The organism is Solirhodobacter sp. (assembly GCF_964715405.1).
Window position 1 is genome coordinate 1 of sequence record NZ_CBAICG010000028.1, and the last position, 16,226, is coordinate 16,226.

At 67.7% G+C, this 16,226-nt stretch carries 15 protein-coding genes; 10 read left to right on the forward strand and 5 right to left on the reverse strand.

All coding sequences use genetic code 11. From position 1 onward, the window contains the following. The first annotated feature begins 159 nt into the window (after positions 1-159). Genes AC11WY_RS12950 through AC11WY_RS12960 form a run of 3 tightly spaced genes read left to right on the forward strand, consistent with a single transcriptional unit; the run spans position 160 to position 3,909 of the window. Positions 160-1,566 carry a hypothetical protein gene (locus tag AC11WY_RS12950; RefSeq protein WP_482926121.1) on the forward strand — a complete coding sequence of 469 codons (1,407 nt, stop codon included), beginning with the start codon at positions 160-162 and terminating at the stop codon, positions 1,564-1,566. A 13-nt stretch (positions 1,567-1,579) separates the two neighbouring features. Then, a complete protein-coding gene (gene xrtD, locus AC11WY_RS12955; RefSeq protein WP_482926123.1) occupies positions 1,580-3,169 on the forward strand; it encodes a VPLPA-CTERM-specific exosortase XrtD in 1,590 nt (529 codons plus the stop codon). Between the two features lie 59 nt (positions 3,170-3,228). Continuing rightward, positions 3,229-3,909 (forward strand): rhomboid family intramembrane serine protease, encoded by a 681-nt coding sequence (locus tag AC11WY_RS12960; RefSeq protein ID WP_482926125.1) that lies wholly within the window; start codon positions 3,229-3,231, stop codon positions 3,907-3,909. 79 nt (positions 3,910-3,988) lie between these two features. Here the strand turns inward: AC11WY_RS12960 and AC11WY_RS12965 are convergent, their stop codons facing one another. Both AC11WY_RS12965 and AC11WY_RS12970 read right to left on the reverse strand, forming a co-directional pair. Beyond that, positions 3,989-4,276, reverse strand: coding sequence for a hypothetical protein (locus AC11WY_RS12965; RefSeq protein ID WP_482926127.1), 288 nt, complete (start codon positions 4,274-4,276; stop codon positions 3,989-3,991). 224 nt (positions 4,277-4,500) lie between these two features. Then, complete coding sequence (locus AC11WY_RS12970; protein WP_482926129.1) at positions 4,501-5,709, reverse strand: glycosyltransferase family 4 protein; 1,209 nt, start codon at positions 5,707-5,709, stop codon at positions 4,501-4,503. A gap of 266 nt (positions 5,710-5,975) precedes the next feature. Between AC11WY_RS12970 and AC11WY_RS12975 the strand changes: the two genes are divergently transcribed. Then, positions 5,976-6,236 carry a spike base protein, RCAP_Rcc01079 family gene (locus AC11WY_RS12975; protein ID WP_482926131.1) on the forward strand — a complete coding sequence of 87 codons (261 nt, stop codon included), beginning with the start codon at positions 5,976-5,978 and terminating at the stop codon, positions 6,234-6,236. On the opposite strand, the gene AC11WY_RS12980 is transcribed toward AC11WY_RS12975, so the two are convergent. Together AC11WY_RS12980 and AC11WY_RS12985 are read right to left on the reverse strand one after the other, a co-directional pair. Next, positions 6,237-8,573, reverse strand: coding sequence for a DNA topoisomerase IV subunit A (locus tag AC11WY_RS12980; protein ID WP_482926133.1), 2,337 nt, complete (start codon positions 8,571-8,573; stop codon positions 6,237-6,239). A 72-nt stretch (positions 8,574-8,645) separates the two neighbouring features. Next, positions 8,646-10,829 carry a glycosyltransferase family 2 protein gene (locus AC11WY_RS12985; RefSeq protein WP_482926135.1) on the reverse strand — a complete coding sequence of 728 codons (2,184 nt, stop codon included), beginning with the start codon at positions 10,827-10,829 and terminating at the stop codon, positions 8,646-8,648. A gap of 279 nt (positions 10,830-11,108) precedes the next feature. On the opposite strand from AC11WY_RS12985, the gene AC11WY_RS12990 reads away from it, so the two are divergent. The 5 genes from AC11WY_RS12990 (at position 11,109) to AC11WY_RS13010 (ending at position 14,629) form a co-directional block, all read left to right on the forward strand. Next, on the forward strand, positions 11,109-11,942 hold the full coding sequence (locus AC11WY_RS12990; protein WP_482926137.1) for an SDR family NAD(P)-dependent oxidoreductase: 834 nt from the start codon (positions 11,109-11,111) through the stop codon (positions 11,940-11,942). A gap of 82 nt (positions 11,943-12,024) precedes the next feature. Then, positions 12,025-12,234 (forward strand): twin transmembrane helix small protein, encoded by a 210-nt coding sequence (locus AC11WY_RS12995; protein ID WP_482926139.1) that lies wholly within the window; start codon positions 12,025-12,027, stop codon positions 12,232-12,234. Continuing rightward, positions 12,234-12,806 carry a cob(I)yrinic acid a,c-diamide adenosyltransferase gene (locus AC11WY_RS13000; RefSeq protein WP_482926141.1) on the forward strand — a complete coding sequence of 191 codons (573 nt, stop codon included), beginning with the start codon at positions 12,234-12,236 and terminating at the stop codon, positions 12,804-12,806. Before AC11WY_RS12995 ends, AC11WY_RS13000 begins: the two co-directional genes overlap by 1 nt. A 133-nt stretch (positions 12,807-12,939) precedes the next feature. Further along, positions 12,940-13,701 carry an electron transfer flavoprotein subunit beta/FixA family protein gene (locus tag AC11WY_RS13005; protein WP_482926143.1) on the forward strand — a complete coding sequence of 254 codons (762 nt, stop codon included), beginning with the start codon at positions 12,940-12,942 and terminating at the stop codon, positions 13,699-13,701. 1 nt (position 13,702) lies between these two features. Next, positions 13,703-14,629, forward strand: a complete 927-nt coding sequence (locus AC11WY_RS13010) for an electron transfer flavoprotein subunit alpha/FixB family protein (protein ID WP_482926145.1) — start codon at positions 13,703-13,705, stop codon at positions 14,627-14,629. A 74-nt stretch (positions 14,630-14,703) separates the two neighbouring features. Here AC11WY_RS13010 and AC11WY_RS13015 read toward each other — a convergent pair whose 3' ends face one another. Continuing rightward, a complete protein-coding gene (locus tag AC11WY_RS13015) occupies positions 14,704-15,183 on the reverse strand; it encodes a hypothetical protein (protein WP_482926147.1) in 480 nt (159 codons plus the stop codon). A gap of 306 nt (positions 15,184-15,489) precedes the next feature. Between AC11WY_RS13015 and AC11WY_RS13020 the strand changes: the two genes are divergently transcribed. After that, positions 15,490-16,224 carry a metallophosphoesterase gene (locus AC11WY_RS13020; protein ID WP_482926199.1) on the forward strand — a complete coding sequence of 245 codons (735 nt, stop codon included), beginning with the start codon at positions 15,490-15,492 and terminating at the stop codon, positions 16,222-16,224. Positions 16,225-16,226 lie beyond the last annotated feature (2 nt).

The window sequence follows — 16,226 nt, forward strand, 5'->3', positions numbered from 1 at the left end:
TCACCGCCACAACCCCCAGACCGGCGAAGACAAAACCTACACCTTCTCCCTCTCAACCCAAAAATCCCCCAAACCAAACCCAATCCCACCAACCACAGAACTCGCCAAAGGCGACGTCATCGTCATCCCAACACGAAGGCTGTTCGAATGAGGCCCCGCATGATCCCCCGCCGCTTCCGCAAGAAGGCCGCACTGGCCGTGGCGGCCAGCCTCGTTTCCGGCCTCGCCTATGCGCAGGTCACCGGTCAGCCGACGACGACCGAGCCGGGCACCACGCTGACCTTCGGCGTGCTGTCCACGCTGCGCAGTGACAGCAACCTCGACATGGCGCCCACTTCGCCCGGCGCGGCCACGCTGTTCGACACCGCGCTGAGCTTCGGGCTGCATTCCAGCACGCGGCTGTCGTCGCTCGATCTGACCCTCGGCGGCGTGCTGCGGGCCGCGCGCCTGCCCGGGGGCGGCAACGACACGCGCTTTGATGGCCAGTCGACCCGTCTGAGTTACACCCATGCGACGGCGGCGGCGAAGCTGACCGCCAGCGCCAGTTACGACGCCGCCAGCCTGCTTTACCTCGACCCGCTTGCCGCCACGCAGGAGGGCAGCGTCGATCTGGCGCCCAGCGGCGGAACCCGGCGCCTGTATGCGGCATCGCTGGGTCTTGAGACCGGGATCGACCAGCCGCTGGGCTTCCTGTTCTCGGCGCAGACCTCGGCGCGGCGCTACAGCGGGGCTTCGGCGGCCTATTACGACAGCACGAACACGCAGCTGTCGATGGGCGCGCGGATCGCCTTTTCGGACCGGACCACGGGCAAGGTGGTTCTGACCGGCTCGAACTTCACCGCGCAGGATCCCGCCAGCACACGCTATCGCTCGGAAGAGCTGGACTTCACCCTGGGTCACGATTTCGACGCCCGCACCCATCTGGATGTGACGCTCGGCGCGGCGCGCAACCGCACCCTCACGACGGGCGCCGACTCCAGCCGGTCCGAGCCGACTCTGGGCCTTGTGCTGACCCGGACGCAAGACAACGGCACCGCGACGTTCTCGGCCCAGCGCAGCCTGTCGCCCGGTGGCGCCCGCACCACGCTGACCGGCGGGCAGGCGATCGACATGACGACGGGCAAGCTCAGCTACAGCCTGGGCGCGACGCGGGGCGGACAGGGCCATGTCGATGCGATCGCCACGCTTGGCTACATTCAGAACCTTTCGACCGGGCAGATCACCGCCACCCTGTCGCGCCAGGTCGTCAGCCCGCTGGCCTTCAGCGGTCTGGACGTTGGCGACGAACTCGTGACGCGGGCCTCGGCAAGCTACCGTTACGACGTGAGCCAGCTTTCCGGCGTGCGCTTCGGCATCGAGTATGCGCGCGTGGACCCGGTCGCGGGCAACGGCGTGGTGCCGCGCCGTGGCAGCAGCTTCACCGCGGCCTACGAACACGCGCTGACGCAGGACTGGATGCTGACGGCGGGCTATCGCTATCGCTACCGGTCGGATCCGGTCAATGGCACCGCCTCGGGCAACTCGGTCTTCTTCTCGATCGGGCGCACCTTCACCGTGCGGCCATGAACGAGAGCGCGCAATGAGCGACGTCGCCGCCTCCGGTGCCCGCAGCATCCCGCTGCGGTCTGCGGGCCTTGGCTGGTTCCTGCTGCTGATTGCGGGGTCGGTGCCGCTGTTCCAGCTTGGGCTGGTGTCGCTGGGGAAAGCCTGGATCACGCCGGAATACAGCTATGGCCCGCTGATCCCGCTGATCTCGCTTTACCTTTTCCTGCGCGAGATGCGCCGGATGCCGCCGCCCGCCGCCGTGGTGCGCGACCGTGGCCGCGGCCTCGCGGTGCTGGCGGCGGGCCTCGTTGGCGCCGTGCTGGGCAACATGATGCAGATCCCCGACGTGGTCGCCTATGCGCTGATCGTGTGGATTGCGGGGCTGGTGCTGACCGTCTTTGGCTGGGCGCGCGGGTCGCGCCACATGCTGCCGGTGCTGCACCTGATCTTCATGCTGCCGCTGCCGCAGTTCCTGTATTGGAAGGTCAACATCATCCTGCAGCACCTGTCGTCCGAGATGGGCGTCTGGGTGCTGGATCAGGCCAACGTGCCGGTGTTCCTGGAAGGCAACGTGATCGACCTTGGCGTCTACAAGCTCCAGGTCGCCGAGGCCTGCTCGGGGCTGCGCTACCTGTTCCCGATCCTCAGTTTCTCCTACCTGTTCGCGATCCTTTACCGGGGCCCGCGCTGGCACAAGCTGGTGCTGGTGCTGACCGCCGCGCCGCTGACCGTGGTGATGAACGCGCTGCGCATCGCCATGATCGGGATGATGGTGGATCGTTACGGCATCGGGCAGGCCGAGGGCGTGCTGCATGCCTTCGAGGGCTGGGTGGTGTTCCTGATCTGCGTCGCGCTGTTGTTCCTGCTGGCGGCCGGGTTGCAGCGGACCACCGCCGCGCCGATGCCGCTGGCCGAAGTGATCGACCTTGATACCCGCGGCTTTCTGCCGATCCTGTTGCGGCTGCGGGGCCTGCGCCTGTCGCCCGCGCTGGTGGCGGCGGCGCTGCTGACGATCGGCGTGTCGGCGGGCTGGCTGTCGTTTGGCGGCGGCACTGCGACGGCGTTGTCGCGGGCGAGTTTCGCGTCCTTCCCGCGCAGCGCCGGCCCCTGGGCTGGCAGCGCGACCACACTCGACCCCGATGTGGCGAAGGTTCTCGCGGCGGACGACTACGTGAACATCACCTATGCCGCGCCGGCCGAGCGTGACGCGGTGAACTTCTTCGTGGCCTACTACAAGCGCCAGACCGAAGGCGAGGGCATCCACTCGCCCGAGGTCTGTCTGCCGGTCGGCGGCTGGGAGATCTTCAGCCTCGCCCCGATGTCGGTCGACATGGCGGGCACCCCCTACGGCCGCTTCACGCTGAACCGCGCCGTGATCGAGCGCGGCACCACCCGGCAACTGGTCTACTACTGGTTCGAGCAGCGCGGCCGCCGGATGACGAATGACTTCGCCGTCAAGGCCAGCGTGGTCTGGGACGGGCTGACGCGCGGGCGCACCGATGGCGCGCTGGTGCGCTATGTCACGCCGATCAACGAGGGCGAGGCCGAGGCGGCGGCGGATGCCCGCATCCAGCACCTGATGGCCGCGACGCTGCCTGCCCTGCCGCGCTTCCTGCCGTTCTGACGCCCGTCCTCACCGGGTTTTCACTTGCGCCGGGCGCACCGCAGGCGCACTTCGGCGGCATGAGCGACAGCCGATCCATCCTCACCCCGGTCTTTCGCGCGCGCCTGCGCGGCTGGTTCGCGCGCAACCCGGTTTCAGTGCTGATCCTCATGGTCTGCCTGCTGATCGAGGGAGCGCTGGAGGGCGCGGATGCCGGACTCTGGGGTGCGCCGGGCTGGCGCGATACGGCCTACACTTACGGCAGTTTCTGGGCCAGCCTGCTGCGGGGCGATACGCCGGTCTATCCGCTGCAACCCGCGGCGATGTTCCTGACCTACGGGTTTCTGCATGGCGGGTTCTGGCACGTCACGCTGAACATGATCACCCTTGTTTCGCTGGGCGCGCCGGTCGCGGCGCGACTGGGGCAGGCGCGGTATCTGCTGTTTTACCTGCTGACGACGATCGGCGGCGGCGCCGGGTTTGCGGTGTTCTCGTATAGCGCCGATCCGATGGTGGGGGCCTCGGGCGCGCTGTTCGGGCTGGCCGGTGCGATCCTCGCCTGGGCCTGGGCCGACCGCCGCCGCTATGGCCAAAGCCCTGCGCAGGCGGCGCGGGCGCTCGCGCGGCCGATCGTCTACCTGATCGGGCTGAACGTCGTGTTCTTCTGGGCGATGAACGGCGGGCTTGCCTGGGGCGCGCACCTTGGCGGGTTTCTGTCCGGCTGGGGGCTTGGCCTGCTGTACGACCGGCGCCGCGCCTGAACTGCATCAGGGTCAAGACAAGACGATGGCGCAGACCGAAACAAGGTCTGCGCCGTCGCTGATGAACCCGAAGCCTGGGTTACTTCGTCGTCATCGCGGCAGAGGCCAGCATGTCGGGGTGGCCGGTGCAGGCCGCCGTGGTGGCGGTAACAGCAGCGGCGTTCGCCGTGGCATCCATCGCCATGCTGGCGTCTGCCGATGCCGCATGCAGCGCGGTGACGGCAGCGGTCATGTCGGCCGCGTTCATGGCCGAGAAGGTCGCGCAGGTCAGGGTCTTGGCGTCGATGGTTGCCGCCGCGGCAAGCGTCGGGGCCGCAAAGGCGGCAGCCATCGTGGTCAGAGCGATCGCGCGAAACAGAATCTTCATCGCAGTTCTCCTGTTGACGTGTTCAGATGTAGCGGTCTCCTGGTCGCCCTTGCATCGGCGGCCAAGTCACAGGCATGACGCCACGTAGAGGCGGTTATGCTGATCCAGATTGTCGTTCACGCAAAACGTGATGCCGTCTTGCGGGCGCTGGTTGCCCTCGGCCACTTCCGGCCCAGCGGCGCGACGATCATGCGCGACGGCGCGTTCAGGGTCCGGGCTCGGGCCTACCGCTTCGCGAACACCCGGTCATAGGCCGCCAGCAGGTTCGGCACCGAATGGGCCCAGGACAGCGCATCGAACACCCGCGCGCGGCCGATCCGGCCCATCGCGCGGCCCTTGTCGGGGTTGTCGATCAGCCAGGCGACCTTCGCCGCGAAATCCACCGGATCGTTGGCTTTCGCGTAAAGCGAGGCCTCCCCCGCCGAGGCCAGTCCCTCGATCAGGTCGAACTGCACCACCGGCTTTTCCAGCGTCATGTACTCCATCACCTTGTTCATGGTGGAGATGTCGTTCATCCCGTTCTTCGGGTCGGGGCTGACGCCGATGTCGCAACTGTTCAGCGCGCGCAAAAGGTCTTCGCCGAACAGCGCGCCGGTGAAGGTGAAGTGATCCTCCAGCCCGCGCGCCGCCACATCGCGCTGCACCTCGGGCAGGTGGGGGCCGAAGCCCACGATGACCGCGTGCAGATCGCCGTGGCCGAGTTTGCGCACCAGAATGTCGACCGCTTCGACCAGCAGGTCCATGCCCTCCTGCTGGCCGATCACGCCGACATAGCCCAGCACGGTTTTCGCGCCGCGCCGCACTTCGGGGTCGGCGGGCCGGATCTCGAACTTCTCGACTCTCGGCGCCGAGCGGACGACGAACACGTCCTCGGGTGCCATCTTTCCGCGCTTCAGCGCCACGCGGCGGAAGCTTTCGTTGGTGGCGATCGAAACGGAGGCGGTGCGAAAGCTCAACCGCTCCCACCACAGCATGACGCGGTAGAGAAAGCCGCGGCGGCCGAATTTCGCCTCGAACAGTTCCGGGCCGACATCGTGATGGTCGAACAGGTAGCGCACCCCGAACGGGCGATAGAGCAGCGCGATGAGGAACAGCAGATCGGGCGGGTTGCAGCCCTGGATCACGTCGAACCCGCGGTCGCGCCAGACCTGCCGGGCCAGCCGCGCCATGTGCCACAGCGCATGCAGATATTCACGCGCATAGGCCACGGCGCCGGAATGCGCCTCGGGCGGCTCGGGGTAGCGGTAGATGTGGACGCCCTCGATCTCTTCACGGGCCTTGTCCCAGCCGCGGCCCATCGGGCAGATCACGCTGACCTCGTAGCCCTGCGCGACCAGCGTCGTCGCCTCCAGCCAGACCCGGCGATCGAGCGGCACGGGCAGGTTTTCCACCAGGATCAACACGCGGCGGGGCTTGGGATCGAGGTCGGTCAAGGTGGGGAAAACTCGCGCTGCTCGGCCGGGGTGGCCATCCTCGGTGCGGGGCGCCGGGGCCCTCTCATTGGCGTGAAGAATGCCGGGCGGACCCGGCGCTGTCCATAGGACCGGGAGGCGTCTTTGGCGGCGTAAACGGTTTCTTAACCTCGATCTGCCATCTAGGGGCCTGAGGTCGCACCAACGCGGTGCCTCACCCCCGAGATCGCAGGCCGGTCGCGGGGCGTCTGCGCGGCCTCGCGATCCTGCAGAGCAGGAGAGTGCAGATGGACAGTTTCAAGGAATTCCCCACCACCCCGGTTTCGCCGATCCGCGACGCCGCCGCCGTCACCCCCAGCGACAGCGTCACGCTGCCCACCGTCACCCGCGCGATCTATGTCGGCCAGCCGGGCGATGTGGCGGTCAGCATGGCCGGGGGGCAGGCCGTCACCTTCCAGTCGGTGCCCGCGGGCAGCCTGCTGCCGATCCGCGTCAGCGTGGTGAAGGCGACCGGCACCAGCGCGGGTGGCATCCTTGCCTTGTGGTGATCAATTGAAGTGGTTGTCGCGCGGGAAACCGCGCGGCGCCATCCGCCCTGCCGTGCCGCGCGCGGCGAGCCATTCCGTCAGGTCGGGTTCGGTCCGGGTGCGCCCGGCCGGGTCTTTCCACGTCAGGCCCTTGGCCAGCGTGAAGGTCGTGGCGTCCGACAACCCGCCGTCCTTGTAGCGTTGCAGCCGGTTGCCCTTGCCGCGCGCCATTTCGGGCAGGTCGGTCAGCGGGAACACCAGCATCTTGCGGTTGTCGCCGACCACCGCGACGTGGTCGCCCTGCACGATGCGGCAGACCCGCGCCTTCACGTCGTCGCGCACGTTCAGCACCACCTTGCCCGCCCGCGTCTGGGCCACCACCTCGTCCATCGGCACCACGAAACCGTCGCCCGCAGTCGAGGCGATCAGCAGTTTCTCGCCCGGCTTGTAGATCAGAATCTCGACGATCTCGGCCTCGTTCGGCAGGTCGACCATCAGCCGCAGCGGCTCGCCCATGCCGCGCCCGCCCGGCAGGTTGGCGCCCAGCACCGTGTAGAACCGGCCGTTCGAGCCACAGATCAGAATCTTGTCGGTGGTCTCGGCGTGGAAAGCAAAGCGCCCCTCGTCGCCGTCCTTGAACTTCATCTCGGCATCGAGCGCGCCGTGCCCCTTCAGCGCCCGGACCCAGCCCATTTTCGAGCAGATGACGGTGATCGGCTCGCGCTCGATCATCGCTTCGGGCGGCACCTCCTCGGCCTCGGCGGCATCGGCGAAGCTGGTGCGGCGCAGGCCGTTCGCGGTGGCCTTGCCGAACTGCTTGCCGACCTCGCGCAGTTCGGTGCCGATCCGCTTCCATTGCAGCGTTTCGCTGTCCATCAGGTCGGCCAGCTCCGCCCGCTCCTTCATCAGCGCGTCCTGTTCGCGCAGCAGTTCCATCTCTTCCAGCCGCCGCAGGCTGCGCAGCCGCATGTTCAGGATCGCCTCGGCCTGCACATCGGTCAGTGTCGGCTCGACCGCCGCGCCGGGCAGGGCGAGCGTCAGGGGCGAGATGTAGTCCTTTTCATTCACCGCCCGCGCGTGCGGGTGGCCCCAGTCCTCGACCATCAGCGCGGCCTTGGGGTCGGCGTCATAGCGGATGATGTCGATCACCCGGTCGAGGTTCAGGAAGGCCGTGATGAAACCTTCCAGCACTTCCAGCCGGTGGTCGATCCGCTCCAGCCGGTGCTGGCTGCGCCGGTTCAGCACGTCGCGCCGGTGGTCGAGGAAGGCGCGCAGCACTTCCTTCAGGCTGCACACCTTCGGCGTGCGGCCGTCGATCAGCACGTTCATGTTCAGCGCGAAACGGATTTCAAGGTCGGAGTTGCGGTAGAGCATCCCCATCAGCATCTCGGGGTCGACGGTCCGTGAGCGCGGTTCCAGGATCAGCCGCACGTCGTCGGCGCTTTCATCCCGCACATCGGCAAGGATCGGCACCTTCTTCAACTGGATCACCTCGGCCAGCTTTTCGATCAGCCGCGACTTCTGCACCTGATAGGGAATTTCGGTGACGACGATCTGCCACTGGCCCCGGCCAAGGTCTTCGACCGACCAGCGCGCCCTGAGCCGAAAGCTGCCCCGGCCGGTGCGGTAGGTTTCCAGGATGCTGGCCTTCGGTTCGACGATCACGCCGCCGGTCGGGAAATCCGGCCCCGGCACCAGCGCCACCAGCGCCGCGTTGGTGACATCCGGCGCCTTGATCAGCGCAAGGCAAGCCTCGACCAGTTCGCCGATGTTGTGCGGCGGGATGTTGGTCGCCATCCCCACCGCGATGCCCGACGAGCCATTCGCCAGCAGGTTCGGGAAGGCGGCGGGCATCACCACCGGTTCGGTCAGCGTGCCGTCGTAGTTCGGGCGGAAATCGACCGCGTTCTCGTCCAGCCCGGCCATCAGCGCCTCGGCGGCGGCGGTCAGGCGGGCCTCGGTGTAGCGGCTCGCGGCGGGGTTGTCGCCGTCGATGTTGCCAAAGTTGCCCTGCCCGTCGACCAGCGGGTAGCGCACGTTGAAATCCTGCGCCAGCCGCGCCATCGCGTCATAGATCGCAACGTCGCCGTGCGGGTGGTAGTTGCCCATCACGTCGCCCGAGATCTTGGCCGACTTGCGGAACCCGCCGGTCGAGGCCAGCCGCAGTTCGCGCATCGCATACAGGATGCGGCGGTGCACCGGCTTCAGCCCGTCGCGCACATCCGGCAGCGCGCGGTCCATGATGGTGGACAGCGCATAGGTCAGATACCGCTCGCCGATCGCGCGGCTCAGCGGTTCCGAGGTGGTGGCGGCACCGGTTTCAGGCGCGATGCTGGGGTCGTCGGGCGTCTGGCTCATGTCCGTGGTGTAATTCCGGCCCCAACGCGGGTCCAGTGCCAATCCCGCACCGGCCCCAATCGGTCTGGCGGCTCAGCGGCGCAGGCCGCGCAGCCGCCCGATCGCGCGGGTCAGCCAGGGGCGCGGGCGGATGCGGATAATCATCTCGGGCGGCCCGGCGGGGGCGGGGCTGTCGGCCGGTGCCGGGGCGCGCGGCTCGAACTCCGCCTGCAGCCGGGCCTGTTGCAGGCGTTCAAGCATGGCATCATCGGGGCCGGGGGGCGGGTGCCAGGCTTCGGTGGCAAGCGCGGCGCGCAGGTCGGCCAGGGCGGGCGCGTAGCCGCGGGCCTGCGCGAAGGCGGCGGATCGTTCGGCAAAGCCATCCACCAGCGCCAGCCGGTCCTGCGGCGACAGGAGCGGGGCGTCGGGGCCGCCCGCCTCGCCCCCGGCCGCAAAGAACCCGCGCAGCACGCGCCGTCGCTGCGGCTCCGATGCCACCAGCGCATTCGCAAGCCGCGCGGCCTGAACCTCGGCGCTGGTCGGGGTGCGGTAGGCCGGGGTGGCGGACGCGGCAAGCGAGAGCTCTCCAAGACCCGCAAGCGCGGTGAACGCCGACCAGAGGCGGCCCTGTGCGGCCGCGGCATCATAGTCGCCAAGCGCGACGGGGCGCCCGGCGAAGGCTTCGAACGGCGCGAACAGGGCCGGAAGGTCGGTCAGCAGGGCGCCATAGTCCACCATGAACTCCTGCACCGACCGCGCGCCGAGGCGCTGCCCGTTGCAGGCCACCTCGCGGTAGAGCGCCTCAGGGCCGCGATCGGGGCGGCGCACGAAGGCGATGGGCTGGCAGCTTTCGAACGTTGCAAGGCGGTCGAACAGGCGGGCCAGCAGGTCGTCGCGCCCGCGCGCCAGCGGGGCAAGGAAGTTTTCGCACGACAGGATCACCGTATCACAGCGCGATGCGGCAATCTCGGCGGCCAGGGTGCGCCAGGGCGCATCGTCATCGTCATGCACGGCCTGCATCAGACCGAGGTGGCCGGGAAACCCGCCGGGCCGCACCGGAACGAACGCCGGCCCTGCCAGACCGGCCGCGGGGAACAGCACGCGGATGCCCCGCAATCCGGTGGCCTCGGCCTGCAGGCACCGCTGCAGCCAGGTGGACCCGGTCTTGTGCATTCCCAGATGCAGGATCAGCCGCTTGCCATTCCGCCGCCGGGCGCGCCGCGGGGCGGCCGTCGGGGCGCGCGCGGCGATGCAGGCCGCCGCCGCGGCAACATCGCCCGCGCGCAGGGCCCGGTGGATCTCGAAGAAATCCACCCGGCTGATGCGCCCCTTGCGGGTTTGCTGGCCGACCCGGCTGATGCGGGACAGCACCGGGTCGCTGAAGATCTGCTGGCCGAACCGATCCTCGCCCAGCATCGCCCGGATCCGCGGCCCATAGTCCGCCATCGTGGCGTCGCCCCCCGCCGCAAGCTGCGGCAGCAGGTCGACATCCCAGATCAGCCGCGACAGGGTGTTGAACAACTCGCGCCGCAGAAACCGCGGCGGGGTGCGCGGGCGGGCGGCATGGGCGCGCATCACGCCCACGCATTTCTCCAGCAACTGAAGCTGCAACCGCAACACCTCGGGGTCGGCCCGCTGGGTCGAGATCGAGCCCGCGCGCCGCCGCCAGACCCGCGCCGGGGCCCCGAGGCAGGCGATCCGGCGCGCCGCGATGACGGTTTGCAGCACGAAGAGGCGGTCCTCGAACTTCACCTGCTCGGGGTCGAACCTGAGCCCCCCGGCATCGAGAAAATCGCGCCGGTAGAGGCTCGACCACGACGAGGTGAAGAACTGCGCCTCTTCCACCCCGCGCAGCCCGTCGCCTTGCCGGGGTACCGAGAACAGCGCCTTGTCCCGGCCCAGCAGCGTCAGGTCGGGCGAGCCCACCGGGCTGATGCAGCAGGCGGCATGGGTGATGTCGGCGCCGCTGCTTTCCGAAAGGGCAAGCTGCGCGGCCAACCCGTCGGCAAGGTAGTAGTCATCGGCATCCAGAAAGGCGATCCTGGCCCCGCGCGCCTCGGCCAGGCCGCTGTTGCGCGCCCGTGAAAGCCCGCCGTTCGCCGCATGGTGCAGCACGCGCACCTCGGGCGGCAACGGAAGACCGGCAAAGTAGGCGGGGCCGAAGCGATCGGGGTTGTCATTGACGAGGATGACCTCGACATCCCGCAGGCCCTGATTGCGGATCGAGCCGAGGGCCATCGTGAGGTAGGCGGTTTCATCGTAGAATGGAACGATCACACTCAGTCGGCAATGTGCCCTGCTCAAAGGCTGTCTCTGTCATCGCTCGAGTCGGCGCCCCCGAAATCGAAGCAGAACAACAACATGGCGAAACCAAACAGGAAAAGACCGCCGAACCCTGAAAACATCAACACGCGCCAAAACCCTCACGAACATGTGATCCTGAATTGATGTTTGCATGATTCTCCAAAACCCGCAACACCGGGGTCAACGAGCTCTCCGGCACCGCCGTCCGCGACTTGGGGGCCAGTGGCGGAAATCACCAAGGGGTCCGATTGCATGAGCCACGACAGGTCGATCCTGATCACCGGCTGTTCCTCGGGGATCGGCCATGATGCGGCGCACGGGTTGAAGGCGCGCGGCTGGCGCGTGTTTGCCACCTGTCGGCAACAGGCCGACTGCGACCGCCTGCAGGCCGAGGGGCTCGAAAGCTTTCGCCTTGATCTGGCCGACGAGGGCAGCGTCGCGGGCGCGGTGGACGAGGCGCTGGCCCGCACCGGGGGCACGCTGGACGCGCTGTTCAACAACGGGGCCTTCGCCTGCCCCGGCGCGGTCGAGGATCTGCCGCGCGGCGCGCTGGCGGAAATCTTCGAGACCAACGTGTTCGGCACCCATGACCTGACCCGCCGGGTGATCCCGGTGATGCGGGCGCAGGGGCATGGTCGCATCGTCACCTGTTCCTCGGTGCTGGGTCTTGTCGGGGCCCGGTGGCGCGGCGCCTATGTCGCCACCAAGTTCGCGCTGGAAGGGCTGACCGACGTGCTGCGCATCGAGATGCGCGACACGCCGCTGAAGATCGTGCTGATCGAACCCGGCCCGATCGGCACGAAGATCCGGCAGAACTCGATCCCGCATTTCGAGGCCTGGGTGAACTGGGAAGCCTCGCCGCGCGCCGAGCGATACCGCGCATCGTTGCGTCCCCGGCTTTACGAAAGCCGCGGCCCTGATCCGTTTCAGCTTGCCCCCGCCGCCGTCACCGCGAAACTGATCCGGGCGCTGGAAAGCCCGTGGCCGCGCGCGCGCTACTATGTCACCACGCCGACCTACCTGATGGGTGCGCTGCGCCGTGTCCTGCCCGCCCGCGCGCTGGACTGGCTGATCGCCAAGGGCTGACCCGGCGCATCGGTCGCAGCAGTTTCCGGTTCGCTTTTCGTGCCCGCCGGGCTAGATCAGGGGATCACGGAAGGAACCCCTGATGCTTCATGATCCGCTTTTCCTCCTTGTCGTGGTCGCCGTGCTGATTGTGCTGGCGATCCTGATGCTCGGCATCGGCAGCTTCGGCGCGGGCGGCAAGTTTCACGCCCGGAACGCCAACCGGCTGATGCGCTACCGGGTGGGGGCGCAGGCGGTGGCGATCCTGCTGATCCTCGTCTACGTCTATTTCCGGCGGTCCGGGGGGCACTGATGGTTGTTCTGAACCGCATCTACACCAAGACCGGCGACGCCGGCGAAACCGCGCTTGGCAATGGCGCGCGGGTGGCCAAGCATTCGATCCGCGTCACCGCCTACGGCACCGTGGATGAAACCAACGCCACCGTCGGCCTCGCCCGGCTGCATGCCGACGGCGAGATGGATGCCGCCCTTGCCCGCATCCAGAACGACCTCTTTGACCTTGGCGCCGACCTCTGCCGCCCCGACATGGAGCGGGATGCCGAGGCCGCCTATCCGCCCCTGCGCATGATCGAAAGCCAGGTGGAGCGGCTGGAGCGGGAGATCGACGTGATGAATGCCCGGCTGACGCCGCTGCGCAGTTTCATCCTGCCCGGCGGTTCGGCGCTGGCCGCGCAGATGCACCTGTGCCGCACCGTCTGCCGTCGCGCCGAACGCCTGACGGTCGAGCTTGCCACGATGGAGGCGATCAACGCCGAGGCGGTAAAATACCTCAACCGCCTCAGCGACTGGTTCTTTGTCGCGGGCCGCATCGCCAACGACGATGGCAAAGCCGACGTGCTCTGGGTGCCCGGCCTGACGCGGTAAGGTGAAACGCGACGTCGCGCCGCTGAAACCGGTCGATTTTGGTCTGTCCTGACCGGCACAGAGCGGCTAACAACCGGCAGAGCGATTGTGATCCCCCGCGGCCCTGGGGGCTGATGGAGAGAGGAGTTTTCCGATGAAGGTTCTGGTGCCCGTGAAACGGGTGATCGACTACAACGTGAAGGTTCGCGTCAAGGCGGATGGCTCTGGCGTCGATCTGGCGAACGTGAAGATGTCGATGAACCCGTTCGACGAGATAGCCGTCGAGCAGGCGATCCGGCTGAAAGAGGCCGGACAAGTGACCGAGATCATCGTCGTCTCGATCGGCGTCCGTCAGGCGCAGGAAACGCTGCGCACCGCGCTGGCGATGGGCGCGGATCGGGCGATTCTGATCGACGCCACCGACAACGTGCAGACCGACATCGAGCCGCTGGCCGTGGCGAAGCTGCTGAAAGCGGTGGTGGATGCCGAGCAGCCGGGGCTTGTGCTCTGCGGCAAGCAGGCGATCGACAACGACATGAACGCCACCGGCCAGATGCTGGCGGGGCTGCTGGGCTGGAGCCAGGGCACCTTTGCCAGCGAGCTTGCCATCGAGGGCGATCATGCGCTGATCACGCGCGAGGTTGACAGCGGCATGCAGACGATCCGCGTGACGATGCCTGCCATCATCACTGTGGACCTGCGGCTGAACGAACCGCGCTATGCGAGCCTGCCGAACATCATGAAGGCGAAGAAGAAGCCGCTGGAGGAAAAGACCCCCGCCGACTACGGCGTGGACGTCGCGCCGCGGCTGACCGTGGTGAAGACGGTGGAACCGGCGGGCCGCAAGGCGGGCGTCAAGGTCCGCTCGGTGGACGAGCTGATCGCGAAACTGAAAGATGAAGCGGGGGTGATCTGACATGGCCGTTCTTCTCGTTGCTGATGTGAATGAAGGCCGTCTTGCCACCGATCAGGTGGCCAAGACCCTGACGGCAGTGGCCGGTCTGGGCGAGGTTCACGTGCTGGTGGCCGGTGCGGGCGGCGATGCCGCCGCCGCCGAGGCTGCAACCCTTGCGGGCGTGTCCAGGGTGCTGTTTGCCGGGGATCATGCCTATTGCCACGGCATGGCGGAATCGACCGCCGCGCTGATCGTGTCGCTGGCCGGGGGCTATTCGCATATCTGCGGCGCGGCCACGGCCTCCAACAAGAACGTGCTGCCGCGGGTCGCGGCACTGCTGGACGTGATGGTGATCTCGGATGTGACCGCCGTGATCGACGCCGACACGTTCGAGCGCCCGATCTATGCGGGCAACGCGATCCAGACGGTGAAATCCTCTGACCGCGTGAAGGTTGCCAGCATCCGCACCGCCGGGTTCGAGGCGGCCGCCACCGGTGGCGCCGCCCCGGTGGAAGGCCTTGCCACCGCCACCGATCCGGGCCTGTCGGTCTGGGTCGAGGACCGGGTCGCCACCTCCGACCGCCCGGAACTGACCTCGGCCAAGATCGTCGTGTCGGGCGGGCGCGGCGTGGGATCGAAGCACAGCTTCGACATCATCGAGCAACTGGCCGACAAGCTCGGCGCCGCCGTTGGCGCCAGCCGCGCGGCAGTTGACTCGGGCTATGCCCCGAACGACTGGCAGGTGGGCCAGACCGGCAAGGTCGTGGCGCCGAACCTTTACGTTGCCGTCGGCATCTCGGGCGCGATCCAGCACCTTGCGGGCATGAAGGATTCGAAGGTCATCGTGGCGATCAACAAGGACGAAGAGGCGCCGATCTTCCAGGTTGCCGACTACGGCCTGGTCGCCGACCTGTTCACCGCCCTGCCGGAACTGATCGCCAAGCTCTGACAGGGCAGGCTTCATTCGCGGAGAATGCAGCGCGGCCGCCCTCACCCGGGCGGCCGCATTGTTCTTTTCGGGGTTCAGTCGCCGCTGTGGCCGCCGGCCCCGCCGCCCCCGCCCGCCGTGTTGGCGGCGGCGGCCTTCTTCTGCGCATCAAGCAACTTGTAGTAAGTCGCGCAATCCTTGCGCGCGAAGCAATTGTATTTCGCCGACGCGAAGTCCGACCTTGCCTTGTAAACCGGATCATCCGGGTGATCCAACTCCGCCGCCAAGGCATCCTGTTCCTGTTTCTGCAGCACCAACAGAACCGCCGTCGGTGCGGTATTCAGCACCGCCACACCGGCGCCCACCACCTCACCGCCCGGACCGATGTAATCCAGTGCGCCGCTCTGCGCCGCGCCGCTGGCACCCTGACCCGGGCCCGAGTTTACCGCCGAATTCTCGTCACCGAGGTTGGTCTCGATCTTCTTCACCGCGTCCGGCTTTTGCTCCAGACACGCAGACAGGGCAAGTAATGCCGCCAAGGCCACCAAGGCACGTTTTGCCGTAGAAAATGTCATCTATGTCGCTCCATATTCAGATGCTTCGATGACGTGATTGTGAACCAACGCCCGCCGACTGCCTTGATCTGCCGCAAATGCAAATCTCTTCATCCTGACGCGCGGCAGACCCGAGGGATGGCGGACATCAAGCGATTATCTTCGCGCGCGAGATCGCCCACCCACCAGCGGGCCTTTCGCATGGCGGCTTTTGACGGGATCGGGGTCGGCGACAGGATTCGGCGTTGCCGATGCCCCCCAATGATCCTAGGGATTTCCCGCGCCGCACATTGCGCGCGACCAACGGCCAGGGGCGGCAAGGTGATGATGCGCAGCTATGCGATCGGAGACATCCACGGGCATCTGGCGCTCCTGCACGGCGCCCATGCGCTGATCGAGGCCGACCGCGCGCACTGCGGCGATGCCGCGGCGCCGGCGATCCACGTTGGCGACCTTGTCGATCGTGGACCGGATTGCGCCGGGGTCGTCGAGCATCTGCGGGCGGGCATCGCCGAGGGTCGGCCCTGGATCGTGCTGAAAGGCAATCATGACCGGATGTTCACCGCTTTCCTGAACGATGTCGGCTATCACGACCCCGGCCTGCGGCCGGAACTGGGCTGGCTGCATCCGCGCCTTGGCGGGGCCGCCACGCTGGCCTCTTACGGTGTCCGTAATGCGGCCGACCGCCCGCTCGGCCCGGTTCATGCCGAGGCACGGGCGGCAGTGCCCGAGGCGCACCGGGTGTTCATGGAGATCCGGCCAACCTGGGTGCGGCGCGGGCAGGTGGTGTTCGTCCATGCAGGCATCCGGCCCGGCATTCCCCTTTATGCGCAGAGCGAAGACGATCTGGTCTGGATCCGCTCGCCATTCCTGGAGGATAGGCGCGATCACGGGGTTCTCGTGGTCCACGGGCACACCGCGCTCGACGTGCCCACACACTACGGCAACCGGGTGAACATTGATTCGAGTGCGGCTTACGGCGGCCCGCTGACCGCCGTGGTGATCGAGGGGCGCGAGGTGTTCCACCTGACGGCCACGGGACGCGTGCCGTTGCGGGCCTGAGC